At 63.6% G+C, this 24,977-nt stretch carries 30 protein-coding genes; 15 read left to right on the top strand and 15 right to left on the bottom strand.

Annotated elements, in window-relative coordinates; genetic code table 11:
- Nucleotides 1-101: 101 nt before the first annotated feature.
- The 6 genes from HK107_RS04870 to HK107_RS04850 all read left to right on the top strand — a co-directional run bounded on the left by HK107_RS04870 (nucleotide 102) and on the right by HK107_RS04850 (nucleotide 3,042).
- Entirely contained in the window at nucleotides 102-746 is a 645-nt protein-coding gene (locus tag HK107_RS04870) for a hypothetical protein (RefSeq protein ID WP_173197260.1), read from the top strand.
- A 63-nt stretch (nucleotides 747-809) separates the two neighbouring features.
- Nucleotides 810-1,157 carry a hypothetical protein gene (locus HK107_RS04865; RefSeq protein ID WP_173197256.1) on the top strand — a complete coding sequence of 116 codons (348 nt, stop codon included), beginning with the start codon at nucleotides 810-812 and terminating at the stop codon, nucleotides 1,155-1,157.
- 42 nt (nucleotides 1,158-1,199) lie between these two features.
- Nucleotides 1,200-1,601, top strand: coding sequence for a hypothetical protein (locus tag HK107_RS15495; protein ID WP_198912296.1), 402 nt, complete (start codon nucleotides 1,200-1,202; stop codon nucleotides 1,599-1,601).
- Entirely contained in the window at nucleotides 1,565-2,284 is a 720-nt protein-coding gene (locus tag HK107_RS04860) for a hypothetical protein (RefSeq protein ID WP_198912295.1), read from the top strand. The genes HK107_RS15495 and HK107_RS04860 overlap by 37 nt, the downstream gene beginning before the upstream one ends.
- Nucleotides 2,285-2,399: 115 nt before the next feature.
- Nucleotides 2,400-2,561 carry a YqaE/Pmp3 family membrane protein gene (locus HK107_RS04855; RefSeq protein WP_173197254.1) on the top strand — a complete coding sequence of 54 codons (162 nt, stop codon included), beginning with the start codon at nucleotides 2,400-2,402 and terminating at the stop codon, nucleotides 2,559-2,561.
- A 13-nt stretch (nucleotides 2,562-2,574) separates the two neighbouring features.
- The gene (locus HK107_RS04850) at nucleotides 2,575-3,042 is read left to right on the top strand and encodes a DUF4112 domain-containing protein (RefSeq protein ID WP_173198759.1); all 468 of its coding nucleotides are present in this window, start codon (nucleotides 2,575-2,577) and stop codon (nucleotides 3,040-3,042) included.
- Between the two features lie 27 nt (nucleotides 3,043-3,069).
- Here the strand turns inward: HK107_RS04850 and HK107_RS04845 are convergent, their stop codons facing one another.
- A complete protein-coding gene (locus HK107_RS04845; protein WP_173197252.1) occupies nucleotides 3,070-4,596 on the bottom strand; it encodes an alanine/glycine:cation symporter family protein in 1,527 nt (508 codons plus the stop codon).
- A gap of 251 nt (nucleotides 4,597-4,847) precedes the next feature.
- On the opposite strand from HK107_RS04845, the gene HK107_RS04840 reads away from it, so the two are divergent.
- The 3 genes from HK107_RS04840 (at nucleotide 4,848) to HK107_RS04830 (ending at nucleotide 6,781) form a co-directional block, all read left to right on the top strand.
- Nucleotides 4,848-5,210: a DUF1428 domain-containing protein gene (locus tag HK107_RS04840; protein ID WP_173197250.1), complete on the top strand. Its 363-nt coding sequence runs from the start codon at nucleotides 4,848-4,850 to the stop codon at nucleotides 5,208-5,210.
- A 109-nt stretch (nucleotides 5,211-5,319) separates the two neighbouring features.
- Nucleotides 5,320-5,922 (top strand): DUF642 domain-containing protein, encoded by a 603-nt coding sequence (locus HK107_RS04835; RefSeq protein WP_173197248.1) that lies wholly within the window; start codon nucleotides 5,320-5,322, stop codon nucleotides 5,920-5,922.
- A gap of 58 nt (nucleotides 5,923-5,980) precedes the next feature.
- Complete coding sequence (locus tag HK107_RS04830) at nucleotides 5,981-6,781, top strand: hypothetical protein (RefSeq protein WP_173197246.1); 801 nt, start codon at nucleotides 5,981-5,983, stop codon at nucleotides 6,779-6,781.
- A gap of 2 nt (nucleotides 6,782-6,783) precedes the next feature.
- Here the strand turns inward: HK107_RS04830 and zapE are convergent, their stop codons facing one another.
- Nucleotides 6,784-7,914: a cell division protein ZapE gene (gene zapE / locus HK107_RS04825; protein WP_173197244.1), complete on the bottom strand. Its 1,131-nt coding sequence runs from the start codon at nucleotides 7,912-7,914 to the stop codon at nucleotides 6,784-6,786.
- Nucleotides 7,915-7,940: 26 nt separating this feature from the next.
- On the opposite strand from zapE, the gene HK107_RS04820 reads away from it, so the two are divergent.
- Nucleotides 7,941-8,918 (top strand): threonine ammonia-lyase, encoded by a 978-nt coding sequence (locus tag HK107_RS04820; RefSeq protein WP_173197242.1) that lies wholly within the window; start codon nucleotides 7,941-7,943, stop codon nucleotides 8,916-8,918.
- 88 nt (nucleotides 8,919-9,006) lie between these two features.
- Nucleotides 9,007-9,633, top strand: a complete 627-nt coding sequence (locus tag HK107_RS04815) for an EipA family protein (RefSeq protein WP_233061133.1) — start codon at nucleotides 9,007-9,009, stop codon at nucleotides 9,631-9,633.
- Between the two features lie 48 nt (nucleotides 9,634-9,681).
- Here HK107_RS04815 and HK107_RS04810 read toward each other — a convergent pair whose 3' ends face one another.
- The 9 genes from HK107_RS04810 to HK107_RS04770 all read right to left on the bottom strand — a co-directional run bounded on the left by HK107_RS04810 (nucleotide 9,682) and on the right by HK107_RS04770 (nucleotide 17,765).
- A complete protein-coding gene (locus HK107_RS04810) occupies nucleotides 9,682-10,596 on the bottom strand; it encodes a DMT family transporter (RefSeq protein ID WP_173197240.1) in 915 nt (304 codons plus the stop codon).
- 164 nt (nucleotides 10,597-10,760) lie between these two features.
- Nucleotides 10,761-11,582, bottom strand: coding sequence for a succinate dehydrogenase iron-sulfur subunit (locus tag HK107_RS04805; RefSeq protein ID WP_173197238.1), 822 nt, complete (start codon nucleotides 11,580-11,582; stop codon nucleotides 10,761-10,763).
- 102 nt (nucleotides 11,583-11,684) lie between these two features.
- Nucleotides 11,685-12,506, bottom strand: coding sequence for a class I SAM-dependent methyltransferase (locus tag HK107_RS04800; protein ID WP_173197235.1), 822 nt, complete (start codon nucleotides 12,504-12,506; stop codon nucleotides 11,685-11,687).
- Nucleotides 12,507-12,565: 59 nt separating this feature from the next.
- Nucleotides 12,566-13,204 (bottom strand): hypothetical protein, encoded by a 639-nt coding sequence (locus tag HK107_RS04795; protein WP_173197233.1) that lies wholly within the window; start codon nucleotides 13,202-13,204, stop codon nucleotides 12,566-12,568.
- Nucleotides 13,205-13,416: 212 nt separating this feature from the next.
- Nucleotides 13,417-15,216, bottom strand: a complete 1,800-nt coding sequence (gene sdhA / locus HK107_RS04790; protein ID WP_173197231.1) for a succinate dehydrogenase flavoprotein subunit — start codon at nucleotides 15,214-15,216, stop codon at nucleotides 13,417-13,419.
- Between the two features lie 17 nt (nucleotides 15,217-15,233).
- Nucleotides 15,234-15,572, bottom strand: coding sequence for a succinate dehydrogenase, hydrophobic membrane anchor protein (gene sdhD / locus HK107_RS04785; protein ID WP_173197229.1), 339 nt, complete (start codon nucleotides 15,570-15,572; stop codon nucleotides 15,234-15,236).
- Complete coding sequence (gene sdhC / locus HK107_RS04780; RefSeq protein ID WP_173197227.1) at nucleotides 15,572-16,000, bottom strand: succinate dehydrogenase, cytochrome b556 subunit; 429 nt, start codon at nucleotides 15,998-16,000, stop codon at nucleotides 15,572-15,574. Before sdhC ends, sdhD begins: the two co-directional genes overlap by 1 nt.
- 212 nt (nucleotides 16,001-16,212) lie before the next feature.
- A complete protein-coding gene (locus HK107_RS04775; protein ID WP_173197225.1) occupies nucleotides 16,213-17,409 on the bottom strand; it encodes an RNA polymerase sigma factor in 1,197 nt (398 codons plus the stop codon).
- Nucleotides 17,409-17,765 (bottom strand): YciI family protein, encoded by a 357-nt coding sequence (locus HK107_RS04770; protein ID WP_173197223.1) that lies wholly within the window; start codon nucleotides 17,763-17,765, stop codon nucleotides 17,409-17,411. The genes HK107_RS04775 and HK107_RS04770 overlap by 1 nt, the downstream gene beginning before the upstream one ends.
- 160 nt (nucleotides 17,766-17,925) lie before the next feature.
- On the opposite strand from HK107_RS04770, the gene HK107_RS04765 reads away from it, so the two are divergent.
- Together HK107_RS04765 and HK107_RS04760 are read left to right on the top strand one after the other, a co-directional pair.
- A complete protein-coding gene (locus tag HK107_RS04765) occupies nucleotides 17,926-18,429 on the top strand; it encodes a YbjN domain-containing protein (RefSeq protein WP_173197221.1) in 504 nt (167 codons plus the stop codon).
- Between the two features lie 7 nt (nucleotides 18,430-18,436).
- On the top strand, nucleotides 18,437-19,126 hold the full coding sequence (locus HK107_RS04760; RefSeq protein WP_173197219.1) for a hypothetical protein: 690 nt from the start codon (nucleotides 18,437-18,439) through the stop codon (nucleotides 19,124-19,126).
- On the opposite strand, the gene typA is transcribed toward HK107_RS04760, so the two are convergent.
- Genes typA through HK107_RS04745 form a run of 3 tightly spaced genes read right to left on the bottom strand, consistent with a single transcriptional unit; the run spans nucleotide 19,123 to nucleotide 22,712 of the window.
- On the bottom strand, nucleotides 19,123-20,967 hold the full coding sequence (gene typA, locus HK107_RS04755) for a translational GTPase TypA (protein ID WP_173197217.1): 1,845 nt from the start codon (nucleotides 20,965-20,967) through the stop codon (nucleotides 19,123-19,125). The two genes, HK107_RS04760 and typA, sit on opposite strands and share 4 nt — an antisense overlap.
- Before the next feature lie 51 nt (nucleotides 20,968-21,018).
- Complete coding sequence (locus HK107_RS04750) at nucleotides 21,019-22,380, bottom strand: alpha/beta hydrolase family protein (protein ID WP_173197215.1); 1,362 nt, start codon at nucleotides 22,378-22,380, stop codon at nucleotides 21,019-21,021.
- A 47-nt stretch (nucleotides 22,381-22,427) separates the two neighbouring features.
- Entirely contained in the window at nucleotides 22,428-22,712 is a 285-nt protein-coding gene (locus HK107_RS04745) for a DUF2188 domain-containing protein (protein ID WP_173197213.1), read from the bottom strand.
- A 72-nt stretch (nucleotides 22,713-22,784) separates the two neighbouring features.
- Here HK107_RS04745 and HK107_RS04740 point away from each other — a divergent pair, with 72 nt between their 5' ends.
- Both HK107_RS04740 and ypfJ read left to right on the top strand, forming a co-directional pair.
- On the top strand, nucleotides 22,785-23,225 hold the full coding sequence (locus HK107_RS04740; protein ID WP_173197211.1) for a DUF2721 domain-containing protein: 441 nt from the start codon (nucleotides 22,785-22,787) through the stop codon (nucleotides 23,223-23,225).
- Between the two features lie 57 nt (nucleotides 23,226-23,282).
- Nucleotides 23,283-24,161, top strand: a complete 879-nt coding sequence (ypfJ, locus tag HK107_RS04735) for a KPN_02809 family neutral zinc metallopeptidase (protein WP_173197209.1) — start codon at nucleotides 23,283-23,285, stop codon at nucleotides 24,159-24,161.
- Nucleotides 24,162-24,215: 54 nt separating this feature from the next.
- On the opposite strand, the gene HK107_RS04730 is transcribed toward ypfJ, so the two are convergent.
- Nucleotides 24,216-24,893 carry a hypothetical protein gene (locus HK107_RS04730; RefSeq protein WP_173197207.1) on the bottom strand — a complete coding sequence of 226 codons (678 nt, stop codon included), beginning with the start codon at nucleotides 24,891-24,893 and terminating at the stop codon, nucleotides 24,216-24,218.
- Nucleotides 24,894-24,977: the final 84 nt, after the last annotated feature.

The raw sequence follows: 24,977 nt of genomic DNA, 5'->3' as shown, positions 1-24,977 counted from the left end.
CAGTCGCATTTCCGCTCAATCGCAGCCGCGCACCGGCTCGTGATCTTGGTGCCTGTCCTGGCCTGTTAACCTTTCAGGCAAGAGCAATTGGAGGGGAAATCATGCGCTCACTACTCACCGGCCTTGCATGCGCCGGAATGCTGGCCACCACCGGCCACGCAGCCGTTTTCAATACCTATGAGGGGGACCAGGCGGGCTTCCTTGCGGCCCTTGGCGGCGCGCCGCTGACGCTTCAGGATTTCAGCGCCTTCAACAATGGCGACGATCTTCTCGGCGCCCAGATTCTGCCGGATCTTTTCGCCGGAACGTCTGGCAGCCAGCTGACGGTCTTCGGTTCGAACAAGTCGATGTTCGGGCAGAGCCGCAATGATGAGGTCTTCTCCTATTCGCTCGTATCGGAGCTCGGCTACACCGCGCTCGGCTTCGACATCAGGTCCTTCGACCCCGATACGCCCGGGCCCATCGAAGTCGTCATCGGCTTTGCCGACGGCATGTCCACGTCGCTCGATCTCTTCCCGGACAATGCGGTGGAAGGCGATCCCTATTTCTTCGGCATCCTCGCCTCGAGCCCGATCGTCAGGCTGGTCCTCTTCGAGGGCCCCGAAACCGATGGCGATTGCTGTGAGGAGGTCTCCCTCGACGACTTCATCGCGGCCCAGGCCCAGATCCCGGTTCCGGGCGCGGCGCTCCTGTTCCTGTCCGCGCTCGGTGCGGCAAGCGTCAGGAGCCGCCTCCGCAAGGCCTGACCGACACCGCACGGGCCTGACCGCACCTAGGCAGGGTCAATGTCCTCGCCTAGGGAGCGGGCCGTGAACGCCATTCGCCGTATTGCTCTTCTCGCGGCGGTCCTTGTCGGGCTGACGGGGGGAGAGCTGCGCCTTTCCTTCACGCCGGAAACGCCCATGGTGACGCTCTGCTCCGGCGGGCATGTCACTGAGGTGCCTTTCGATCTTGGCGAGGAGCCTGAGGAGGAAATCCTCGAACTTTGCTGCGGCGACTGCGTCCCGGCCGTTACCGAGGCGCTCCTGAGAAGCGCGGTGTCTCTCCCGAAGCGGGTTTTCCGCTCGGAAACACGCCTGCCGCCTTCGGCCAGGCGGGCGTTCATCGACTGGAGCTGGCGCGCCCCGCCTTCGAGGGCACCACCTGCCATCGTCTGATCTCTCCCAACCGAACGATCATTCGACCAGTAGGAACAACCCATGAAACGCTTCTCTGTCGCAGCCCTCGCGCTTGCTTCGACGGCCCTCGCGCCGACCCTCAACCCCGCCTTCGCCCATGACGGGCCCCACGCCGCTGACCATGCGCCTATCGGCGTCATGGCCGACCACCGCCACAAGGCTGGCGAGGTCATGGTCTCCTACCGCTTCATGCGCATGGAGATGGAGGGCAACCGCGAAGGCAACGACCCCCTCTCTCCCGAAGAGATCGCCACGACGGTGCCCAACCGCTTCTTCGGTCAGCCCATGCAGCCGCCGACGCTGCGGGTCGTGCCCCTCGAGATGACCATGGACATGCATATGGTCGGCGCCATGCTTGGCCTCACCGACCGCATCACGTCATGGCGATGGGCAGCTACCTTACCAACTCCATGGACCATGTGACCTTCCAAGGGGGCATGGGCCGGGCCGAGCTTGGCAATTTCGAGACCGAAACGGCTGGGTTTGGCGATACGACCCTCGCTGCGATCATCGGCATCGACGATGGCGCGCGGGAGGAGTTCCAGCTGAACCTCAATCTCGGGGTCAGCTTCCCCACGGGCTCCATTGAGGAGACCGACCAGATCCTGACGCCGATGGGTATGCGGCCGGAACCGCGGCTTCCCTACCCGATGCAGCTCGGGTCAGGCACCACGGACTTCAAACCGGGGATCACCTACCGTGACCGCAGGGACAAGATCGCCTGGGGCGCTCAGGTCTCAGGGACCGTCCGCTCGGGCCGCATTGACGAGGGTTACACCCTTGGCGACCGGGCCGAGGTGACGGCTTGGCTGGGCTTTGCGCAAAGCCATGCGCTTGCAGGCTTTCTGCGCCTCAAGGGGGTCTCTCAAGGCGCCATTGACGGGCAGGATCCACTTATCGCTGCGCCTGTGCAGACGGCCGATCCCGCGAATTTCGGAGGGGAGACCGTCGAGGTCTTCCTCGGCGTGAACTATGCGGGTCAGGAAGGCGTTGTTCGGGGGCACCGCATCGCGGCGGAGATCGGTCTGCCGCTCTACCGCAACCTCAACGGCCCTCAACTCGAGACCGACCTGACCGCCCAGATCGGCTGGCAATACGCCTTCTGATCAGGCCCGGATGGGCGCTCCCTTCGGGGCGCACCCACGCAAATGCGAAGTTTCTTGAGGAACAGAGCGGCCAGCCTGCCCGTTGGTCCCCGTGAGAAACCCACGGAGGCAAAACATGGCCGACATTCTTCGCATCATCCTTTCGATCCTCATCCCGCCGCTCGGCGTCGCCCTTCAGGTCGGCCTTGGCGTCCAGTTCTGGATCAACGTCGTCCTGACGCTGCTCGGCTACATCCCGGGCGTCATCCACGCCGTCTACATCATCCTGACCCGCTAAGGTCAGCATGCTGATGCGGCAGGGCATTCTGGAAAGAAGCGCGCGGCCAGGTGTTTCGGGACGGACGTTCCGCAGCTCCGGCCGCGGTCGCGCCGAGGTCGTTGATCCGCTCCCGAAAGAGGTCGAGCGGCTTGATCACATCGCGACGCTTCTCGACTCGAGGTTCAGCTTCCTCGGTATCCGTTTCGGCTTCGACAGTATCCTGGGCCTCGTCCCGGTGGTTGGCGACGCGGCAGCGCTCGGCATCTCGGGCTATCTTATCGCCGAGGCAGCGAGGGCGGGTGCGCGCAAGCGGACGCTCCTGACCATGCTGATGAACACAACGCTCGATGCGGTGATCGGCTCGGTCCCGCTCTTGGGCGATCTCTTCGACGTCGCCTTCAAGGCCAACAAGCGCAACGTGGCGCTCGTCAGGCGCGAGCTCCTGCGCAAGCACGAGCGACGCCGAGCCAAACAGCCCCTGACCGTCGACCTCCACTAACACGCGGAGGTCGCTTTTTCCCTCAGCTTAGTCCTTGCCGAGCGGCGAGACCTCTTCGGAGGCCTCCTTCGCTGCGGCAATGGCGTCTGCCGTTGAGCCTTCCGCCTTCGCCGCAAAGTAGTCCTTGGTCATCTTGAAGATGACCGGGCTGAGGACGATCAGCGCCACGAGGTTCGGCGCCGCCATCAGGCCTGTCAGCGTATCGGCCACCAGCCAGAAGATGTTGACGATGTTCGCCACCGAGCCCTCGAAGGCGATCGAGAGCGCGCCGACAAAGACGACCAAGATCCACGAGATCCGGAACGGCACCACCGAACGCTCGGAGAAGAGGTAGGCGCAGCAGCGCTCACCGTAATAGCTCCATCCAAGGATCGTCGTGAAACCAAAGACCACAAGGCCGAGGGTCACGATGTGCTTGCCGATGCCAGTCAGCGTCGCATCGAAGGCCGCCACGGTCAGCGGCGCGCCAGTGTCACAGCCTGCAGGCTGACCATCGGCTTGGAAGACTTCCAGGGTGATCGTCGAAGGCAGGCAGCTGTCCCCAACAACGCCGGAGGTCAGGATGATCAGCGCCGTGATCGTGCAGACGATCAGCGTGTCGATCACCGTGCCGAGCATGGCGATGATGCCCTGGTTCACCGGGTCCTTGTTCTGGGCTGCCGCGTGCGCAATCGGCGCCGAGCCTTGGCCCGCTTCGTTCGAGAAGATGCCGCGTGCTACACCCTTTTGCATGGCGAGCATCAGGAGGCCGATCGAGATGCCAGTACCTGCCGCGTCGATACCGAAGGCGCGGGCGAAGATGCGGCTGAAGGCTTCGGGGACCTGGTCGAAGTTGAGGGCGATCACGAGGAGCCCTGCGCCAAGATAGGCAATCGCCATGATCGGCACGAGCTTCGAGGCAACCCCTGCAATTCGCTTCACGCCGCCAAGGATCACGGCCGCTGCGCCGAGCGCGAGGACGACCGCGAGGATCACCGGCATCAGGCCGTAGAGCGCGCCGTCAGGGCTGCCAGCGTAGGTCTCCCGGACAGCATCCGAGATCGACTGCGACTGGATGAGCGCGCCCGTACCCCAAGAGGCGAGGACGCCGAAAATGGCGAAGGTCGCGCCAAGCCATGCCCAGCCCTTTCCCATGCCATTCTTGATGTAATACATGGGGCCGCCGACGAAGTTGCCATTGGCGTCCTTCTCCCGGTAGCGGAGGGCAAGGACGCCCTCGGAATACTTCGTGGCCATGCCGAAGATGGCAGTCATCCACATCCAGAAGACAGCGCCCGGACCGCCGATCGCGATAGCGGCCGCGACGCCTGCGATGTTGCCGGTACCGATGGTGGAGGAGAGCGCGGTCATCAGCGCCGCGAACGGTGAGACATCGCCCGCGCTCTGGCCCGACCGCTTACGGAAGAGCTCCGAGAAAGCATAGCCGAGCTTGCGCACGGTCATGAACTTGAGGCCGACCGTCAGGAACAGGCCGGTGCCGAGGAGGAGCGGGAGCAGGAAGAACTGGCTCCAGACGAAACCGTTCGCAGCCCTGATTAGCGCTTCAAAATCCATGATGTGCCGCTCCTTCGGGGCCCTGCCACAAAGCGCCGGACGCTAGTGGCGACCTTACCGAATGTCCAGAAGGCGGGTGCGCATGCGAAGGCGTGGGCTGCCAAGGCTGCTGGACCCGCGACGCCCTGCCGCGCAGGTTCTGGGAACTGAGCAGGTTCAGGGCCGCGAAAAGCAAGGTTGGCTCGGAGATGACTGCGCACGCTCAAACTCGACATCGCCGCCCTTGAGGCAGCCCATATGGGAGAACAGACATGACGTATGTGGACGGATTTGTGGCCTCTGTTCCAAAGGAGCGGAAGCAGGAGTTCATCGAGCACGCAGAGGCGGTCGCGAAGGTCTTCCTGGACCATGGCTGCCTCCGCCATGTGGAGGCCTGGGAAGACGATGTGCCGGACGGAGAGCTTACGTCCATGCCCCTCGCGGTGAAGCGCGAGGCGGGCGAGGCGATCATCTTCTCGTGGCTCGAATGGCCCTCAAAAGAGGTGCGCGATCAGGCGATGAAATCGGCGATGGACGATCCACGGATGAAGGACGAGAAAATCGCCAACATGCCCTTCGACGGCAAGCGCATGATTATGGGCGGCTTTTCTCCAGTGCTGGATCGCAGCCGCTAAGGTGCCAAAGAGACTCCTGCCTCAGGAACAACGTAAACCAAAAGTAAAAAGAGGTTGGACTTTTCGTTAGATTTGAACGAGTTTCCCTTGGATCCAAGGGGGACGTCTCATGAAATCACTTCTACTGGCCGCAGCATCCGTAAGCGCAGCCTTCGGTCTGGCACACGCCAACATCGTGACCAATGGCGGTTTCGAGGATGGCAACCACGTCAACACTGTCGCCGGCTATGACGTCATCAATCCTGGCGACACAAATATGACCGGCTGGACGGCCGAGGCGCAGGTCGCCTGGGGCAAGAATACCACCGACGGCATTCAGCCGAGCTCGGGTCAGGCCTTTGTCGACCTGACATCGCTCTCCGCCTCTTCACCCTTCGGCACGATCAGCCAGACCCTCTCCACGACGGCCGGTGCGGAATACGCCTTCAGCATCGATAACGCTCTGGGAGACATTTCCGTCGAGATCGATGGCCAGGCTCTCAGTCTGTCCGGCATCTTTGGCAGCCAGGGTTACAACGCCCGCACTGCGACCTTCACGGCGCTTGGCACCTCGACGGTCCTGCGGATCATCAACCGCACAACTGGGCCCCTGGCGCTGATCGACAATGTCTCGGTCGAGGCCATGGACACGGCCGCCATCCCGGTCCCTGCCGCGGGGCTCCTGTTCCTCGGCGGCGCAGCGCTCATCAGGAAGCGGCGCCAGCAAGCCTAAGGGCTTGCGCGACTGCCTGCGACAAATCATCTTCCCTCTTGCAGGGGGAGGATGATCGATGCGCGAACTCTACAGGCGGCAGCCGGTCTATGCGGTCCTGGGTTTCTTGCTGCTCGCAAGCGTGCCGGTCTTCATGGGGCTCGAATATTTCGATGACCGCTTGGTCGACGGCCAGGGCAACTGGGTTAAGTCGATCAAGTTCAACACATCCCTCGGCATCTATCTCCTGACCCTCGCCTTCTTCACCCGCTGGATGCGGGAGGAGGCGCGGCAGAGCTTCGCCTTCAAGGCCACCGTCGCGGCTGTGGCCATCGCCATCATCTTCGAGTCCGCATGGCTGTGGTCAGCCGGGGCGCAGGGAATCCGCTCGCACTTCAATTTTGACGGTGGTCTTTACACGATCCTTTATCCGCTTTCAGGCCTCTTCGCGATCGTGCTCCTGATCGGCTCCCTAACCGAAGGGCTCTGTGTGCTGAGGGCCCAGCGGGAGATGCCGAACCCTGTCTTCGCCTCGTCGATCGGATGGGGCCTCCTGATCACCTTCCTTCTGACCATCATCGTCGCCTTTCCGCTGACGAGCCCGATGAACGATTATGGCGGATCGATCACAGGCTACGGCAAGGGCTTTTTCGGCTGGCGGGTCGAGGGCGGGGACCTCAGGGCTGCGCACTTCTTCTCGACCCACGCGTTGCACTTTGTGCCTGCCGTCGGGTTTGTCCTGTCACGGATTATCAAGGGGGATCTTGGCGCGTGGCTGGTGAAGCTCGTCGCCGCCGCTTACGCCGTCTTCGTCATCTGGCTGATGATGAGCACCATGCGGGGCGAGGATCTGCCCTTCTTCCTGGTCTCGCCGTTCTAGGCTTAGTCCTCGTCCGTCCTGTGGGACTGGGTGAGGTAGTCCTCAGACCGCATCTCGAAGAGCCGGCTTGCCGTCCGCTCGAACTCGAACGCCAGCTTGCCTGATGCGTAAAGCTGGTCAGGCTCGGCATCGGCAGAGCACACGAGCTTGCAGCGATGGTCGTAGAGTGCATCAATCAGTGTACGGAACCTGCTCGCCGCATCGGCGTTCTCAGGGCTCAACAGCGGGATGCGGTCAAGGAACACCGTCGCGAAGCGCCGTGAGAGGGTAAGGTACTCCCCTGCGCCCAGAGGCCGCTCGCAAAGCTCCGAGAAGCTCGCCCGCGCAACATCGCCTGCTGTCCTGTCGAGAGGGATTGTCCGTCCGTGCACCGTCAGGCTGTCAGGAACAGCATCCTTGCCCATCAGCTGTGCTTCGAACGCCCGGTCCATCGCCGTGTCAGCCTCATGCCCGAGCGGCGAGAAATAGAGCCCGTGTTTCTGGAGCCCTGACAGGCGGTAGTCCTCTGCGGCTGCCAGCTCATGGACCTCAAGCGTCTCTTGGATGATGCTTATGAAGGGCAGGAACAGCTCGCGATTGATGCCGTCCTTGTAAAGATCAGTGGGATGGCGGTTCGACGTCACGACCAGCGTGCCGCCCCGCGTGAAATACTGCTCGAAGAGACGCCCGAGGAGCATCGCATCGGCAATGTCTGTCACCTGCATCTCGTCGAGACACAAAAGCTCTGCCTGCTGAAAAGCCTGCTTCGCCGCGTGGGGGATTGGATCGTCAAGGCTCGACCGCCGCGCACGGGCAGGGTGCCGCCTGCGTTCGCTCTCGCCCATGTCACGCCAGCCTGCGATGAAGCTGTGCATCTCCTCCATGAACACGTGATAGTGGACCCGCCGCGTCGGCAGGTCAGGCGCATGGTCAGCAAAGAGGTCCATCAGCAGGGTCTTGCCTGCGCCCACCCCGCCATAGAGGTAGATGCCGCCTGCCTCGCGCGGCGGCTGCCAGGGAAGGCTGCGCCGCTTCTCCGTACGCAGACGGTCTTCGAGCCTGCCGAGGAGCTCAGCGGCCTCCCTCTGGGCCGGATCTTCCCGCAGCTTCCCGCTCTTGAGAAGCGCCTGATATTGGTCGAGTGTCTGCGCCATTCCGCGCGCTGTTAGGGACCGCTGGCATGGCTGACAACGCCTCCGTGACAATCGAAGACATCAGGGCCGCCGAGAAACGCCTCGCAGGCCGCGTTGTCAGGACGCCTGTCCTCTCCGCGCCTGCCTTGGACGAAGCGGCAGGCGGGCGGATTCTCGCCAAGGCCGAGAACCTCCAGGGCACAGGCTCCTTCAAGCTGCGCGGCGGGCTCAACCACGTCCTGTCCCTGACCGAGGAGGAGAAGACGCGCGGCGTCGTTGCCTATTCCTCGGGCAACCATGCCCAGGGCGTCGCGCGGGCCGCGAAGCTCGCGGACGTCCCTGCCGCCATCGTCATGCCCGCCGACGCTCCCGAGGCGAAGCGTGAGCGGACCGCGCGGGACGGGGCCGAAGTCATCCTCTACGACCGCGAAACCGAAAGCCGAGAAGAGATCGCCGGTCGGCTGGCAAAAGAACGCGGCGCCAAGCTCATCCCGCCCTTCGACCACCCCCTGACCATCGCCGGGCAAGGCACCGCCGGGCTCGAACTCACCGAGCAGGCAGCGGAGCCGATCGGCCAGCTTATCGTCTGCTGCTCGGGCGGAGGTCTCGCTTCAGGCATGGGATTAGCGGTGCGGGAGGCCTACCCCGACTGCGAGATCGTGGTCGTGGAGCCTGAAGGCTTTGACGACATGGCCCGCTCGCTGGCGTCGGAGCAGCTCGAGACCAACACACGGCGAGGCGGGTCCATCTGCGACGCACTGTTGGTGGAGACCCCCGGGCACCTGACCCTGCCGATCCTCAGGAGCCTTGATGCCAAGGCCGTCACGGTCACCGATGAGGAAGCGCTGGCCGCAATGGCCTTTGCACTCACCGAGCTCAAGACAGTCGTCGAACCCGGCGGCGCCGTGGCGCTGGCGGCGGTGCTTACAGGCAAGGTGCCCACCAAGGGCCGGACGACGGCCATTACGCTGTCGGGAGGCAATGCCGATCCGGCCATGCTGTTAAGGGCCCTCAAGACAAGTTGATCCCGCCTTTCCGGGAGGACACTTCAACACGGCTGTTGATGCGCCAAGTATCACCCCGCGGCCAGAATGCCGCAGATAGGGAGGCAACATGCCCACGAAAATGATCAGCGCAGCAGCCCTCGGCGCAGCGCTTCTCGCCACCACCGCGTGCTCCAGCGTCGGCAATCAGGCGACCGTCGAGACGGCGGCAAGCCCCGTCGCGCGGCCCGAAGTCAGCACGGACTTTCAGTACCCGACTTATCGCAAGGTGACCCTTGTCGATGAGGCCGAGGACGCGTTCGGCCAGTTCTCCGCCGAGATGGCTGAGGTGGTCGACAACCTTTTCGCCCGCGAAGACCGCCCCCAGGCTTTCATCGCCGGTGAGGAAGTCGGCGGCGCGGTCGGCGTCGGCGTGACCTATGGCAAGGGCCTCCTCTACCGCCCGAACACGGCACCGGTGGAGGTCTACTGGCAGGGCCCGAGCCTTGGCTTCGACCTTGGCGGCGATGCCTCGAAAGTCTTCATCCCCGTCTACAATCTGGGGCCTACGGAGAATATCTTCAAACGCTTCCCCGGTGGCGGCGGAAATGTCTACTTCGTCGGCGGTGTCGGCGGCGAGGCCATGTCGAACGGCGAAGTGACCGTCGTTCCGCTCCGCTCGGGCATTGGCGCGCGGGCTGGCGTCTCGGTCGAGTACATCAAGTTCACGCCGAAGCGTGACCTCAACCCGTTCTAATCCCCGAAGAAGGATCGCGAGTTGCAAAGGGGCCTCCGGGCCCCTTTGTCATGTCAGGATGTCGCTCACGGGCCGCTTGGTCTTGCTGAAGTAGCCTTGGAAGACAACGGCGAGGCAGGCACCGATAATAATCAGTGCGCCGATATAAAGCTGCCAGCCCGGCACCTCTGAAAAGAATACGTAGCCGAGCCCAGCGCTCATCGGCAGCGCGAGATATTCAAACGGCGCGAGGTGCTGCGCCTCGGCATCCCGGTAGGCTAAGGACATGAACCACCAGATCGAAAAGCCCACGAAGCCGAGAGCAATGACATAGGGCAGGGCGCTGGCCGGTAGCAGGAGCGGCGCGAGCGGCTGCCCGATGATCGCCGACGCACCAAGCGCAACCGTGAAGATCCCTGCAGGCAGCGTGTTGTTGAAGAGGGCCAGAGCCTCCGTCGTATCGCTCCGTGTCCTGAGCCTCAGGAGCACCACGGCCACCGCATAGGTGAGTGCTGCGAGAAGCGCAGCGAGGCTGCCGAGCACACGGTTACCATCGGCGGGCGCTCCGTCAGGGGCGGCGCTCACGGCGATCGCTGCCCCTGCGAAACCAAGAAGTCCCGCAAGAATGGCCAGCGGCGCGACCTTCTCACCGAGAATGACTTTGGCGACCCACGGCATCATCAGTGCACCCGTGAACCCGAGCACGGTGGCTTCCGCCAGGCCGAGCTGGGTCAGTGCCCAGAAGAAGCTGAGCACCGCCACCGTCTGGATCGCGGCGCGCATCATGTGAAACCGCCAGGCCCTGAGCGATGGCAAGGGCTGCCTGCTGAGCTTGAAAACGGTGCCGGCAATCATGCTGCCAAAGATGAAGCGCCACGCCGTCATCGTCAGGAGCGCTGTCTCCAGCGTCACATATTTGACCAACGCATCAAGGATGCAGCCAAGCATGACGGCGAGGGTCACGAGGAGAAAAGGCGAGCGCATGCGATCGCCCGTAAGCCTTCCTTGCCCAAGACGCCACCCGGGGCGGGCCGATGCCCAGACAAGAAAAAAGGGGGCCGTAGCCCCCTTGTCTGTCCAATGCCTAACGCGTTTGCGCTTGATAGATCCCGGATCAAGTCCGGGATGACCTAAAAGCGCGGGCGCTTTTAGGTCACCTTCTGACCCGACCGCTCGACCAGCATGCGCTTGATCTCAGAGATCGCAGCCGCAGGGTTCAGGCCCTTCGGGCAGACCTGCACGCAGTTCATGATCGTGTGGCAGCGGTAGAGCTTGAAGGTGTCGTCCAGCTGGGCGAGCCGCTCGTCAGTTTTGTCGTCGCGGCTGTCCTTGATCCAGCGGTGGGCCTGAAGGAGCGCCGCCGGGCCGAGATATTCCTGGTCTTCCTGGCCTTCGGCTTTCTTGTTGCCGTTCCACCAGTAGGAGGGGCAGGCCGTCGAACAGGACGCACACAGAATGCACTCATAAAGACCGTCGAGATGCTCGCGGTCTTCAGGGCTCTGCAGGTGCTCTTCTTCAGGGACATCGTCCGACTGGAGGAAGGGCTGGATCGCTGCGTGCTGCTCGTAGAACTTCGTCAGGTCCGTCACGAGGTCCTTCACCACCGGCATGTGCGGCAGCGGGTAGATGTTGATGTCACCCGAGCCGAGCTCATCGAGACCGGTCGTACACGCGAGACCGTTCTTGCCGTTGATATTGAAGGCACACGAACCGCAGACGCCCTCGCGGCAGGAGCGGCGGAAGGCGACGGTGGGGTCGAGGTCCGACTTCACCTTGATCAGGAGGTCGAGCACCATCGAAATACCGTTGACGTCGATCTTATAGCTGTCGACCCGCGGGTTCTGGCCGCTGTCAGGGTCGTAGCGGTAGATGTTGACGGTGCGCATCTCGGCGCTGTCGCCAGCCTTGCCCTCGTACTTTTTGCCCTCTCCGCTGATCTTGGAGTTCCGGGGAAGAGTGAGTTCGACCATGGGTGATGCGGCTCCGCACTGATAACGCTGTGTTTGGAAGGGCAGATACGCCTTTCGCGGCTGCGTTGCAAAGGGCGAATGATCGCGCCCCCTACGAAGGTCTCAGCCGCGCCAGGCGATGATCCTCATGCCGGGCTTTGTGTGCGGCGGAAGCATGTGCCGCGCAAAGCCATGGGCGGAGAGGAGCGCCGCCATCCCTTTCTTGGTGAAGAGGTTGATATGCTCAGGCGGCTTTACAGAATGCCAATCGAGGAGAGGTTTCGGCCGTAGCCTGTGCCCACAGTCCGGCGTCGTCATGTAGAGGATGCCGCCGGGCACCAGGAGCCTCCGGCAATGGTCGAGAAAAGCGCCGGGATCGCGCACATGCTCGATCACTTCGGCGCCATAAAGAAGGTGGAAGCGGCCTTCTCCATCGACATCCTCGAGGCGGCCTTCGGTGAAGCTGACCTTCGGGAAGAGGCCCTTGCCGCGCGTCACGGCATCGCTGTCGATCTCCACCGCATGGGCTTCGAAGCCGAACCGCTGGGCCGCCTCGGCTGCCGTGCCGATCGAGGCGCCGATTTCGAGGAACCGCCGTGGGCCGTCCTTGGGGCGCGGCGCGAGGAGGTTCAGGAGCCTCAGGCGCTTTCTCGCCCGGGCCACCTTCTTCTTCGCCTTGTCCACGAAACCGCCGGTCATGTGGTAGCTGGCGTAGAATTGGCCCAGCTGGTCGCGGGTCGGGATGAGGCTCATGCCGACCGAGCCGCAGGCCTCGCATTCCATCAGGTCCGGCGCATCGTCTGCCACGCCGCAGGCCTTTCCAGCCTCGAGGCGCATCGGGCCATCCTCGCGGTGATCGAGGCTCGCCTCCCAGTCGCTCCAGCTGGCAGCGAGGCTTCTGTCAGGGTGCTGACAAAGGGGGCAGCTGATCTGGGGCGTGGCCATGGCGCTCTTCGGTTACTCCGCGGGCGAGGGGTTACCAGCCACGGAGGCGCCGCGAAAGGTCAGTCTTCCCGCGGGCGCACCTTGATCGTCTTGTTGAGCGGCATCAGCTTCATGCGCCAGCTGCCGAGCGCCCCTTGGGTCACCTTCACCTGCTTCACGAAGCGCGCGTTCTTCTCGGGGATCGTCCCGTCGGCGCGGATCTGGCGCCAGACCATGCCATCGTCGAGGAGGAGGATCATCTCGCCGGAGGGGCCAAAGCCGATGGCGTCGACGCCAGCGGTGAACTGCGAAGGGATGGGGGTGTTGTCGCGCTCGATCTTGTCGGCGCGGGCGCGCGCTTCCTGCAGTTCTCTCTCGGCCTCTTGGGCCCGGCGTTCCGCGGCAGCGGCGCGTGCCTGAGCTGCGGCGAGGTCTTCGTCTTCGATGTTGGGGGCCGGCGTGGTGATGGGTGCCGGGCTCGTCGCTGCCTGCTCAACCCGAGCAGCTTGTGCTGCGGCCTCGGCGGCTTCTGCTGCGAGGCGGGCCTCTTCGGCTACCGCTTCCGCCTCAGCGATCAGGACCGCATCCTTGCTGGCCGCCTCGTCGTAGCAGGCGAGGCGAGCTCGGCTGCGCTTGATGTCCACGCACGCGCGGTAGGCATCGCCGGTATCGGCAGCCTGGGTGGTCATGGCAGCAGCAAGAAGCAGGACGGAGAGCATGGCGCATCCCTCATGTGATTGAGTTGCGAGACTAACGAGAACGGCGCCGAGCGCCAAGGGTACCCAACTTACCAAAGAAAAAGCCCCGCCGAAGCGGGGCTATAATGTGAGCTACGCGCCGAAACGACTTCTCCGCTCGAAGGCACCCAGTTGGGTGTCCGGGCCGGTCAGGCCCGCCCCGCCGGAGCGCCACCGGCGCGTGAGGCAAAAGATCAGTACACCCGCTTTTTCGGCTCGATGTAGCTGATCTCGTTCGACAGGGTCCAGGTGTGGACCGGGCGGTAGTCGATGTCGCTTTCGCCGTTCTCGAACCAGGCGATGGTGTGCTTCATCCACTTGTCGTCGTCGCGCTCGGGGAAGTCCTCGCGGGCGTGGGCGCCGCGGCTTTCCTCGCGGTTCGCAGCCGAGTCGATGGTGACGATCGCCTGGGCGATGAGGTTGTCATACTCCAGCGTCTCGACGAGGTCGGTGTTCCAGACCATCGTCCGGTCACTGACGGAGATGTCGTCACCGCCGCCATAGACTTTGCGGATCTTCTCCTGGCCTTCTTTCAGGACCTCGCCGGTGCGGAAGACGGCAGCGTTGTTCTGCATGACCTTCTGCATCTCGAGGCGAAGCTCGGCCGTGCCGGTGCCGCCATCGGCGTAACGGAAGCGGTTGAGGCGATCGAGCGACTTGTCGCCTGCGCCGTTGGGCAGGTCCGGAACCGGCGTGGACGGATCAACAATCTCCTTGCAGCGCAGGCCAGCGGCCCGTCCGAAGACCACGAGGTCGATGAGCGAGTTCGAACCAAGACGGTTCGCTCCGTGCACGGAGACACAGCCCGCTTCGCCGATGGCCATCAGGCCCGGAACGACCGAGTCGGCATTGCCGTCGACCTTGGTCAGGACCTCGCCGTGATAGTTCGTCGGGATACCGCCCATATTGTAGTGGACGGTCGGGATCACCGGGATCGGCTCCTTCGTGACGTCGGCGCCTGCGAAGATCTTTGCGGTCTCGGAGATGCCCGGAAGTCGCTCGGCCAGCGTTTCCGCCGGGATGTGGTTGAGGTTGAGGTGGATGTGATCGCCATCCTTGCCGACGCCGCGGCCCTCACGGATTTCCATGGTCATGGCGCGGCTGACAACGTCGCGGGACGCGAGATCCTTCGCAGACGGAGCATAGCGCTCCATGAAGCGCTCGCCTTCGGAGTTGGTGAGATACCCGCCTTCACCGCGGGCACCCTCGGTGATCAGGCAGCCCGCGCCGTAGATGCCGGTGGGGTGGAACTGCACGAACTCCATGTCCTGAAGCGGCAGGCCTGCGCGCAGGACCATGGCGTTGCCATCGCCGGTGCAGGTGTGGGCCGAGGTGGCCGAGAAATAGGCGCGGCCATAGCCGCCCGTGGCGAGGATCACCATTTTCGCGCGGAAGCGGTGGATCGTGCCGTCGGCCAGGTTCCAGCACATCACGCCCTTGCACTCGCCGCCATCCATGATGAGATCGAGGGCGAAGTACTCGATGAAGAACTCAGCCTGCTGACGGACCGACTGGCCGTAGAGGGTGTGAAGGATCGCGTGACCGGTCCGGTCCGCGGCGGCGCAGGTGCGCTGCACCGGGCCTTCGCCGAAGTTCTTCGTCATGCCGCCAAAGGCGCGCTGGTAGATCTTGCCCTCTTCGGTCCGCGAGAATGGCACGCCCCAGTGCTCAAGCTCATAAACGGCAGCCGGAGCGTTCTTGCAGAGATACTCGATCGAATCCTGATCACCCAGCCAGTCCGAACCCTTCACGGTATCGAACATGTGCCAGCGCCAGTCGTCCTCGCCCATATTGCCAAGGGAAGCGGAGATGCCCCCTTGCGCTGCGACGGTGTGCGAGCGGGTCGGGAAGACCTTGGTCACACAGGCCGTCTTGAGGCCGGCTTCCGCCGCCCCGAGGGTGGCGCGCAGGCCAGCACCGCCAGCGCCGACAACAACAACGTCATAGGCGTGATCGACAATCTCGTAGGAAGAAGTCGGCATGGTCGCGGACATACTCAGGGTACCTCGTTTTAGGCGATGAACGCGATGGCAATCACGGCGAAGACGCCGACCACACCGATCGCAAGTGCGTAGATGGAGTTGAGAAGGCTGAGCGCCGAGCGCGAGCCTTTCTTGTGAATGTAGTCGTCAATGATGTCGCCGATACCGATCGACATGTGGAGCGGCACGGACAGGAACCATGTGACAAGAAGCGCTGCCACCCACCAGGTCGAGACCCATTCGAGCATCTCGACGCGGGTTGCGCCGATCATGGTGATGACGGAGATGACGAGCCAGACGGTGAGGGGGACCTGCACCATAGCGGTGAAGCGCTGGCGGATGAAATGCTTGGTCGCTGCGGAAGCCATCAGTTTGCACCTCCTGCGAAGCTGAACCCTGCGAAAAGGATCGCGGCGGTCAGGACCACGGCACCGATATAGGCCAGCGCGGAGGTGACGTTGCCGGCTTCCTTCGAAATCACCTTGCCTGAATCCATGGCGAGGTAGCGAAGGCCGTTGAGCATGTGGAACATCACGCTCGCCGTGAAGCCAGCGAGCAGCACGATCCCGATGGGCGAGCCGAGGAAGCCGCTGACGGCATCAAAAGCGCTCTCGGAGATCGCGGCGGACGTGATCCACGCGGTCAGGAGCAGCATGCCGATGGCATTGCCGACGCCGGAAATACGCTGCGAGATGGACGCAGCCATGGTCCAGGTGAACTTCCACACCTGAAGGTGCGGGGAAACCGGCGCGTTCTCACCGGGTATGAAGGTAACTTGGCGAACAGATTCGGACATGAGCACTCCGCGTTGTGCGATACCCAATGCACCACTTGGGTGCAAAGCGGCAAGAGGAAGCGGCAACCTCCAATGGTCGAAGTTGGCTTGGCGGTGCTTCTGCCACCCGGGGTCTCCACAAAACCTTACGGGAGATGTCACGCGAAACTGAATTTGGCTCACGATTTCGGGGATCTGAGCGGCCTCGTGGTGATGGGCGCGCCGGTGGCAGCTCAGGATTGAAGGTCTCTCGCGCGGGCGGAGAGGTGGGCGCCGTCGGGATGGCCCGCCCGCAGATGCGCTGCCTTCTCAAGCAACACCTTTGCCTGCCGGGGCTCTCTCTGCCTGATCGCCAGCTCTGCGCGCACCACGAGCAGGGGCGGAAAGTCTTCGCCGTCCAGATCCATCCCAGCGAGAACGCTCGCAGCCTCGTCGTTCCGTCCCGCCTCCATCAACGCGGCAGCGTAACCGCACGTCGCCGCGAGGCTGGGGGCGAGGTCGATGAGGCGACGGTAGAGGTGGAGGACTTGCTCCCATGTGTCCCTGCCATCCCTTAGTTGCGCGATCCGCGCTGAGCTGATGGCCGCTTCAAGCTGGAAGCGGCCGGGCTTTCTCGCCCTTGCCGCGTTCACGAGGATATTGTCCGCGAGGTTGATGGCTTCGGAATTCCACCCCTCCGGGTCCCGCTCGCTCAGTGGGCGGAAGGGTTCGCCCTCCTCAGGCCTGACCGCGAGGACGAAGAGGCTCAAAGCCCTGAGCGCTGCGGCCTCGGGATCATTGGGCAGGAGGCGGCTCAACAGGCTCGCAAGGTAGGCCGCCTCCTCGGCGAGCGCGCCGCCTTCCCCGCCAATGGTGAGCGCTCCGTAGATCGCCTCTAGGACGCAAGCCGTCCGCTCTTCGCGCTCCGAGGGCTCGGGGATCGCAAACGGGATGCCCGATGCTTTGATCTTCGCCTTGGCCCGGACCAGCCGCTGGGCCATGGCGCTCTTCGAGGCGAGCCAGCACCGGCCGATGTCCTCCGCAGGAACGCCCAGCACCGTGTTGAGAACAAGCTGCGGGCGGACCTGCTCATCGATGGCGGGGTGGGCGCAGGCATAGAGAAGCTCAAGCCGCCTCTCAGGCAGACCGTCCTTCGCGGAAGCCTCCGCAAGCTCATCGAGGAGGAGGACGATCGCCTCTTCCTTCCCGGCTCGGACGCTCTCTTTCCTGAACCCATCGGTAAGGTGATTGCGGGCGGCGGTCAGCAGCCAGGCATCAGGGACTCTGGGGACGCCCAACTCCGGCCAGCTCTCCAGCGCCTTCAAGAACGCAGCCTGCAGCGCATCCTCCGCCGCCGCCAGATCCCCGGTCCGCCGGGAGAGGATGGCAAGAAGCCGGGCACGCCCTTCGCGCGCCGCAGCTTCCACCAGCTTCTCCGTCGGCACCGTCATCAGTCGTCGAAATTCGTGATAGGCCGCAGCTCGATATGGCCGTACTTCGCGGCGGGGCATTTTTCAGCCCACTTGATCGCCTCATCGAGGCCCGGAACGTCGAGCACATAGTAGCCGCCGAGCTGCTCCTTCATGTCGAGAAACGGCCCGTCCTGAATGGTGCGCTTTCCATCCCGCACCGAAACGGTCGTCGCGGTATGCGCCATTTCGAGGGCATTGCCCCCGGCCATGACGCCAGCCTTCTCCATCTCTTCAGTGTAGGCCATCCACGGCGCCATATAGGCTTCAAAGCCCTTCTCCTCGACCGAGCGTTGCATGTGCGCCTCGTCCTCGAAGATCATCAGCAGATATTGCATGGGAAAACCCCTTCCTTGCGTTGCCGAGCCTATCACCTGGCTCACCAACGTGACGGGTGAGACGCAGCGCGATCGACACCTCCAGGCGTTTTTCTTCAGGCGTGGACTTCCGCGGCTCTTCGGGGCAACCTCCTTTTACCAAATTCTCAGGGGCAACATCATGCGCGGGCTTCTTCTTTCTCTTCTCGCTTTCGGGCTTGTCGGCACGGCATCGGCGCAGGACCTGCGCCCGGTGAAGGAGGCTATGACGGCTGCCGACATCGAACAGGTGCTGGCCGAGGCTGGCCTCAACCCGACCATGAGCAAGGACGCGAAAACCGGCGACCCGGTGGCCACGGGCAACGCCGATGGCGTCATCTTCATCGTCCGCGCTGTCGAATGCGGCGGTCGGCCGAAGGCCTGCCAGCAGCTCGTCATGTTTGCGAATTTCGAAATGCGCCGGGATATCACCGACCGCGACTTCCGCATCGTCAACAGCTTCAATGACGGCAACAAGAACGGTCGCGCCTACGTCCTTGAAGGCTCCGACCAGATCGGCGTCGACTATGTCATCGACCTCACCGGCGGCGTGACGGGCGAGCATATCTCGGCTCGTCTCGGCAAATGGCCGAATATCATCTCCACCTTCCGTGAGCAGATGATGGAAGCCTACGCAGGCAGCTGATCCTTTTATGATCGACGAAGATCCGCCCACCGAAGACGGCGGCAGGCGCACCCTCGGCGTCATCGACGGCACAGCGACCCAGCTTGCCCTGGCGGTTCTGCTGCTTTTGCCTACCGTCCTTGCCTGTGTTTTTTGGCCCCGTGTTCTGGGGCGGATGATCCCCGCGATCGAGCCTGAAGGGCGGCGTGGAGCCTTCCTTGCGCCGGGCGCCTTCTTTCTCATCAGTACGCTGACAAGCCTCTTCTGCGCGGCCATCTTCATGGCCGATGGGGGAGGGGCGATGACCCGCATCGGAACCGAGGTGAGCACCGCAGCCGAGGATGGGAATGTCTGGAAGATCGCCGCGCTGATCCTGCCGCTGTTCCTCGCCGCGATCAGCATCGGGATGTTCGCGTTCGCTGCTGGCAAGATCACGCGGGTGCCTGACTGGCAGCTCACCGCCGCGGTTCGGTCAGGCTTCTATGCAATCTTTGCCATCGGTTTTGCGACGGCCATTTCCGAGCCGCTATCGAGGCTCTTCGGTGAGGGCGGCACGAACGGCGTTTTCGAGCCGTTCGTGATCGTGTTTGGCGCGTTGATGAGCTGCTGGTTCTACGGAGCGTTGCTCTCGGAGAAGGCTGGATGGCCGCGCGCTGCCCTCACGGGACTGATCGCATCAGTCCCGATCGGAGCTGTGCTCGCGACCACCTATTCCTAGGCCGCAGCCTCTTTCGCACGGCGCTTGCGCATGTGGGGCTCGAGCTCGATCTTCCGCAGGCGGATGTTCTGCGGCGTCACTTCGACAAGCTCGTCATCGCCGATATAGCTGATCGCTTCTTCAAGCGAGAGGCGCTTGGGCGGGGTCAGGCGCACGGCCTCGTCCTTGCCTGCAGCGCGGATGTTGGTCAGCTGTTTGGCCTTGAGCGGGTTGACGTCGAGGTCATCGGGCTTGGCGTTCTCGCCAATGATCATGCCTTTATAGACCTTCTCGCCGCCGCCGATGAACATGATGCCCCGGCTTTCGAGGTTCCACAGCGCATAGGTCACGCTGTCGCCGTCCCCGTTGGAGATCAGGGCGCCATTACGGCGCGCCTCGATTTGTCCCTTGTGCGGAGCATGTTCGAGATAGGCGCGGTTGATGACGCCCGAACCGCGCGTATCGGTCAGGAACTGCGAGTGATAGCCGATGAGGGCGCGGGCCGGTGCGTGAAGGATGATCCGCGTCTTTCCGCCCCCGGAGGGTTTCATCTCGACAAGCTCAGCCTTGCGCTGGGTCAGGGTTTCGATGACCGCGCCAGTATGCTCTTCATCGACGTCGATGGTCACTTCCTCGATGGGCTCGAGGACCTGGCCTCTCTCGTCCTTGCGGGTCACGACGCGCGGACGCGAGACAGCCATCTCGAAGCCTTCCCGGCGCATATTCTCAAGGAGGACGCCGAGCTGCAGCTCACCGCGGCCTGCGACTTCATAGGCGTCGCCATCGGCGCTTTCAGTCACCTGAATCGCGACATCGCCTTCGGCCTGGCGGAAGAGGCGTTCACGGATGACCCGGCTCTGCACCTTGTCACCTTCACGGCCAGCCAGCGGGCTGTCATTAGGGGCAACACGGATCGACAACGTCGGCGGGTCGATCGGCTGGGCGTCCAGCGGCTCGGTCACGGGCAGGTCGCAAAGCGTGTCGGCAACCGACGCCTTCTGGTAGCCGGCAATCGCGACGATATCGCCCGGACGTGCTTCCTCGATCGGCTGGCGGGCAAGGCCGCGGAATGCGAGGACCTTGGTGATCCGCACACGCTCGATCTCGCTGCCGTCGGCGGAGAGCGCCTTGAGGGTCATGCCCGGCTTCGCGATGCCCTGCTCGACACGGCCGGTCAGGATGCGGCCGAGGAAGCTGTCAGCCTCCAGCGTCGTCGCCAGCATACGGAAAGGTTTCTCGTCAGCATCATCAGCCACCGGCGGTGGCGGGACATGGGCGATGATCCGCTCGAAGAGGGGATCGAGGTTCTCGCGCTTGCCTTCTTCCTCGTCATCGGCCCAGCCATCACGGCCTGATGCGTAAAGGACCGGGAAGTCCAGCTGCTCGTCCGAAGCGCCGAGCGCTGCGAAGAGGTCGAAGGCTGCGTCGAGCGCTGCGTCGGGATCGGCTTGCGGACGGTCGACCTTGTTGAGGCAGACGATCGGGCGGAGGCCGAGGGCGAGTGCTTTCGACAGGACGAACTTGGTCTGGGGCATCGGGCCCTCAGCCGCGTCGATCAGCAGGACACAGCCGTCGACCATCGAGAGAATACGCTCCACCTCGCCGCCGAAATCGGCGTGGCCGGGGGTGTCGACAATGTTCACGCGGACGGGGTTCTCACCCTTGTCCCAGAGGACGGAGGTGGCTTTCGCGAGAATGGTGATGCCGCGCTCACGCTCGATGTCGCCTGAGTCCATGGCGCGCTCGGCCATGTCCTGGTGGGCCTGAACGGTGCCGGACTGGCGAAGCATTTCGTCGACGAGGGTCGTCTTGCCGTGGTCGACGTGGGCGATGATCGCAATGTTGCGCAGTTGTTCGGTCATGGCGGGGCCGTACCGATTTTTGTGCACTGCGCAAGCGAAAGCTTGTTCACGCTATAAGGGCATGAAGCCGTGCCGCCTGAGAAAGGCTTGAGTCGCGATGAGATAGCCCGGCTCGACGGTGTCGATCTTCAGGAAGCTGGTGCCATCGGGCAACGCTGCCTCGAGGTCGCCATGCTCGATCTGGTGCCCAAGGCCCGGGATCGTGACGATGGTCAGCGCATCGCTTCCCTCAAAGGCCGCCTTGAGCGCCTCCAGATTCTCCTCGAGCGGCACGATCTGATCGGTCTCGCCAAAGACGCCGAGATAGGGCGTCTCTCCCAGGGCCCCGAAGGCTCCCTCGGGATCGTAGCGGAACTTCTTGAGGAAGGACGCGCCGAGCTTCCCGGGACCGTCGGGCAAATCATCGGGAGCGAACATGACGCTCAGCCAGCCATCTTCTTCTGCGCGCGCCCGGATGGCGAGGAGGCGTTCCTCCGCCTCACCATCAGGGACTTCCGGGTCGGTGAGGAGGCGCACCGCTTCTTGGGCGAGGGCGATCTCCTCGTCCCCAAGCCCGGCCAACCGGCCATAGGTCTCCGCCGAGGAGAGCTGTTGCTGCCTGATCGACGTCGAGGGCCCGATCCAGGTGATGACAAAGGCTGCGTCCGGGAGCGCCCGCTTCTCCGCGGCCCGCTCGGCGAGGGCTTGCGAGGTCCATGCGCCTGCGGAGATGCCGCGATAGCCGATCCGGCGGCGGTCGATCCTGCGGTCGGACGCGAGGAAGGAGAGGGCTGCGGCTGCGTCGGCAACGGTCTGGGCGTGGGTCGCATCCTGACAGCTCCCGCCGCTTTCCCCGCTGCCGCGCTTGTCGAAGGTGAGGGCCGCCATGCCGCGTCTTGCGTAGAAGCGCGCCTCACCGAGGGAGCGGCGGCCACAGCCCCTTCCGTGGAAAAGGATGATCGCTGGATGGCGCTTTCCGAACTTCGGCACCGTGAGAATGCCCTTGAGATCCACCCCATCGGTGCTCGTGAACGTCACGGCTTCTTCAGTGAACGCTGGCGGCGGAGGAGCAGGCAAAGGCTTCAAGTGCAGGCGGATATCCCGCGTCTCGTTCTCGATGGTGCCTACCAGCTGCCCGAAACGCTCGTCCCTCTGCAGCACAGCGTCACCGCCGTAGAAGCCTTCGATCACAACGCCTGTCTTAGTCAGCCGAACAGGATCGGGGTCGAGGTCATAGGTAATCCACTCCGCGATCACTGTCTTGGCTGTGAGCGCGCCATCGTCGGCTTCCGAGAAAGAGACACTGACCGCGACAGGCGTCCCGTCGATGGTCAGCGCGCCCTCATAATAGTCAGCGAGACCGCCGGGATACTCCGCCAGCGCAGAGCCAACCCAGAAGATAGCAGCCGTCAGAGCGGCGAGGATAAAACGCATCCCCGGAGCCTCGCGGAACCGGGGAAATCGTCAATGCCCTTCAGCAGTTACGAGCTACGCGAGAAGAGTCTGCCGAGGCGTCCGAAAACCCGCTTTCGGAGCGGTTTCGGATCATTCGCCGCGATGGGCGGTTCCGGCGCTTCATTCGCTGTGATCTGGCCTTCCTCATCGTGGAGGATCAGGCGCACGCCCTGTCGGCCGGCCATTTCTCTCGCCTTGGAGAGGGCGGCGTCATGGCTTTCGAAATGCGCCGAGGCACGGCTCGCGCCCTCGCGCTTGATGTCCCAGCCGCCGTCATTGCCGGAGGTCACGTGGTAATTATCGTTGGCCATGGGGCCCTCCGCAGGTTGTTGCACTGAGAGAACAGGGTTGCCTCCCGCGGAGTTCCTCAGCAGGGGTGAGGAATGGACACGCCCACCATTACCGAGGCCATCACCCTCGCCGTCGGCCCGATCTTCCTGCTGGTCGCGATCGGTGGGATGCTCAATGTCATGACCGCGCGGCTCGGCCGGGTCGTGGACAGGGCGCGGACGCTCGAGGACCTCCTGGTCGATGATACCGATCCTGATGAGATTGCTCGGCACCGAGAGGAGCTGATCGCTCTCGGAAAGCGCATGCGCCAGTCGAACCGGGCGATCTATGCGACCTCGGCGTCGGGTCTCTTCATCTGCCTGATGGTGCCGCTCCTCTTCATTGAACAGTTCCTGCCGTTCAGCGTGGCTGGCGTCATTGCGCTCATCTTTGCCGTGACGATGGGGCTCCTGCTCCTCGGGATCCTCTTCTTCCTGCGGGAGATCTCCGTGGCGTCGAAGTCGCTCAAGATCCGGCAGGAGCTGCTGCGTTAGAGGCAACCGGGTTGGCCTCCGGCGTGTTAAGACCCCGCGCGAAGAGGAGGAGCCGCCATGCGTCTCGATGATTTTGGCCAGTCCAGCAATGTGAGGAACCGGCGTGGCGAGGGCGGCAGCCGCATGGGCAGCGGCGGTGCCGGACTGATGTTCGTGCTGATCCGCATGGTGATGAGCCGGTTCGGGATTGGCGGGCTCGTCGTCTTGGGGATCGGGTTTTTCGCGCTGCAGGCGATCGGCATCAATCCTCTGAGCTCGGGCGGCGGGACCCAGCGGGCATCCGCGCCCCAAACCTCGCAATATGACCAGCTTGTCGGCGCTGTCCTTCTGTCCACGGAGAATGTCTTCACCGAGGTCTTTCGCGAGGAGGGGATAGGCGATTACCCCGAGCCTGTGCTGAACCTCTTCGCGGGCCGCGTGACGACTCGCGGCTGCGGCTCGGCAACGTCAGCGGTCGGACCTTTCTACTGCCCCGCAGACAGCCAGGTCTATATCGACACGAGCTTCTTCGACGAACTCGGCCAGCGCTTCGGCGCGCCGGGCGACTTCGCCCAGGCCTACGTCATCGCTCACGAGGTCGGCCACCACATCCAGAACGTCACCGGAATCTCGGACCAGGTGCGCCGCCAGCAGGCTTCCGCCCGGAGCGAGGCGGACCGCAATGAATATTCCGTACGCCTCGAGCTGATGGCTGATTGCCTCGCCGGTGTCTGGGCTGGCCGGACGCAGATCCAGCTTGATCCCGGTGATATCAGAGAGGCGCTAGGGGCCGCGGCGGCCATCGGCGACGATACGCTCCAGCGCCGCTCTGGCGGCAGGGTGGTGCCAGACAGCTTCACCCACGGCACGTCCGAGCAACGCCAGCGCTGGTTCACGACCGGGTACCGCGCGCGAGATATCTCCGCGTGTGATACGCTGGGTACAGATCAGTTGTAGGTCAGATGTTCTGAGGCAACCGATAGCAGTACCGGTTGCCTCGTCTTTCAGTCATCAGACAGTCTTACGACGGCGTGCGGCAAATGCTGCGAGGCCGCCAGCCATGAGTGCTGCTGCGCCGGGCAGGGGCACGGCGGACTGGTCCCCTTGCAGGCTGAATGCGAAGGTGCCGCCCTGACCGCCCGAGACGCCGGTACAGGCACTGAAGGGACCAGAGAAAGTGAAGCCTGGTCGGCAGTTGCCGTAGGTCTCCGTCATGACGACGCTCAGTGCACTGTCACCCACGCTCGTCCAGTCGAAGCTCATGCTCATGGTGCTGTAGCTGCCTGCGACGCTGGCATTGTTCCATTGGGGCACCACGCCTTGAGGAAACCTTGCGATGCTCGCGCCGCTGGTGCCGACGGACTTCACCCAATAGCCGGGAAACTGGCCGGCTGCTCCCGGCGCGATGTCGGCGCTGGTCGGGTCATAGTCGACATCGCGATCGTCCACGTGGATCAGTGGCTGCGTGACGTCGAAGGCCCAGTCGACAAGGTCATAGCCGCCCATCCCGTCATCGGAGAGGGTCATGATCCCCTCGATCGTTCCCCCCGTAATCGGAGCGCGTCCGTTGAGGTTGCTGACCGACCAAGACGAGGCGAACTGCCCGTTGATCTCGTAGGTATAAGTGGCCGCATGGGCAGCCGTCATCATGGCCGCAGCAGAGGCGGCGATCGAAAGGATCGCTTTCATCAGTAGTCCCCATCCCAAGAGACGCGCGCCCTAGCGCCACGTCCGGTTCGTTCCTGAGCTCAATATGTGGGGAGATGGCGCATG

The organism is Parvularcula mediterranea, assembly GCF_013085255.1.
Lineage (GTDB): Bacteria > Pseudomonadota > Alphaproteobacteria > Caulobacterales > Parvularculaceae > Parvularcula > Parvularcula mediterranea.
The sequence above is the reverse complement of the archived record's forward strand: the minus strand, read 5'-3'. Positions and strand labels throughout refer to the sequence as shown.

Excerpts from the sequence above, each read along its gene's own strand:
- HK107_RS04870 (WP_173197260.1), top strand. The coding sequence starts at position 102 with ATGCGCTCACTACTCACCGGCCTTGCATGCGCCGGAATGCTGGCCACC.
- HK107_RS15495 (WP_198912296.1), top strand. The coding sequence starts at position 1,200 with ATGAAACGCTTCTCTGTCGCAGCCCTCGCGCTTGCTTCGACGGCCCTC.
- HK107_RS04860 (WP_198912295.1), top strand. The coding sequence starts at position 1,565 with ATGGGCAGCTACCTTACCAACTCCATGGACCATGTGACCTTCCAAGGG.
- HK107_RS04855 (WP_173197254.1), top strand. The coding sequence starts at position 2,400 with ATGGCCGACATTCTTCGCATCATCCTTTCGATCCTCATCCCGCCGCTC.
- HK107_RS04850 (WP_173198759.1), top strand. The coding sequence starts at position 2,575 with ATGCGGCAGGGCATTCTGGAAAGAAGCGCGCGGCCAGGTGTTTCGGGA.
- HK107_RS04845 (WP_173197252.1), bottom strand. The coding sequence starts at position 4,596 with ATGGATTTTGAAGCGCTAATCAGGGCTGCGAACGGTTTCGTCTGGAGC.
- HK107_RS04840 (WP_173197250.1), top strand. The coding sequence starts at position 4,848 with ATGACGTATGTGGACGGATTTGTGGCCTCTGTTCCAAAGGAGCGGAAG.
- HK107_RS04835 (WP_173197248.1), top strand. The coding sequence starts at position 5,320 with ATGAAATCACTTCTACTGGCCGCAGCATCCGTAAGCGCAGCCTTCGGT.
- HK107_RS04830 (WP_173197246.1), top strand. The coding sequence starts at position 5,981 with ATGCGCGAACTCTACAGGCGGCAGCCGGTCTATGCGGTCCTGGGTTTC.
- zapE (WP_173197244.1), bottom strand. The coding sequence starts at position 7,914 with ATGGCGCAGACACTCGACCAATATCAGGCGCTTCTCAAGAGCGGGAAG.
- HK107_RS04820 (WP_173197242.1), top strand. The coding sequence starts at position 7,941 with ATGGCTGACAACGCCTCCGTGACAATCGAAGACATCAGGGCCGCCGAG.
- HK107_RS04815 (WP_233061133.1), top strand. The coding sequence starts at position 9,007 with ATGCCCACGAAAATGATCAGCGCAGCAGCCCTCGGCGCAGCGCTTCTC.
- HK107_RS04810 (WP_173197240.1), bottom strand. The coding sequence starts at position 10,596 with ATGCGCTCGCCTTTTCTCCTCGTGACCCTCGCCGTCATGCTTGGCTGC.
- HK107_RS04805 (WP_173197238.1), bottom strand. The coding sequence starts at position 11,582 with ATGGTCGAACTCACTCTTCCCCGGAACTCCAAGATCAGCGGAGAGGGC.
- HK107_RS04800 (WP_173197235.1), bottom strand. The coding sequence starts at position 12,506 with ATGGCCACGCCCCAGATCAGCTGCCCCCTTTGTCAGCACCCTGACAGA.
- HK107_RS04795 (WP_173197233.1), bottom strand. The coding sequence starts at position 13,204 with ATGCTCTCCGTCCTGCTTCTTGCTGCTGCCATGACCACCCAGGCTGCC.
- sdhA (WP_173197231.1), bottom strand. The coding sequence starts at position 15,216 with ATGTCCGCGACCATGCCGACTTCTTCCTACGAGATTGTCGATCACGCC.
- sdhD (WP_173197229.1), bottom strand. The coding sequence starts at position 15,572 with ATGGCTTCCGCAGCGACCAAGCATTTCATCCGCCAGCGCTTCACCGCT.
- sdhC (WP_173197227.1), bottom strand. The coding sequence starts at position 16,000 with ATGTCCGAATCTGTTCGCCAAGTTACCTTCATACCCGGTGAGAACGCG.
- HK107_RS04775 (WP_173197225.1), bottom strand. The coding sequence starts at position 17,409 with ATGACGGTGCCGACGGAGAAGCTGGTGGAAGCTGCGGCGCGCGAAGGG.
- HK107_RS04770 (WP_173197223.1), bottom strand. The coding sequence starts at position 17,765 with ATGCAATATCTGCTGATGATCTTCGAGGACGAGGCGCACATGCAACGC.
- HK107_RS04765 (WP_173197221.1), top strand. The coding sequence starts at position 17,926 with ATGCGCGGGCTTCTTCTTTCTCTTCTCGCTTTCGGGCTTGTCGGCACG.
- HK107_RS04760 (WP_173197219.1), top strand. The coding sequence starts at position 18,437 with ATGATCGACGAAGATCCGCCCACCGAAGACGGCGGCAGGCGCACCCTC.
- typA (WP_173197217.1), bottom strand. The coding sequence starts at position 20,967 with ATGACCGAACAACTGCGCAACATTGCGATCATCGCCCACGTCGACCAC.
- HK107_RS04750 (WP_173197215.1), bottom strand. The coding sequence starts at position 22,380 with ATGCGTTTTATCCTCGCCGCTCTGACGGCTGCTATCTTCTGGGTTGGC.
- HK107_RS04745 (WP_173197213.1), bottom strand. The coding sequence starts at position 22,712 with ATGGCCAACGATAATTACCACGTGACCTCCGGCAATGACGGCGGCTGG.
- HK107_RS04740 (WP_173197211.1), top strand. The coding sequence starts at position 22,785 with ATGGACACGCCCACCATTACCGAGGCCATCACCCTCGCCGTCGGCCCG.
- ypfJ (WP_173197209.1), top strand. The coding sequence starts at position 23,283 with ATGCGTCTCGATGATTTTGGCCAGTCCAGCAATGTGAGGAACCGGCGT.
- HK107_RS04730 (WP_173197207.1), bottom strand. The coding sequence starts at position 24,893 with ATGAAAGCGATCCTTTCGATCGCCGCCTCTGCTGCGGCCATGATGACG.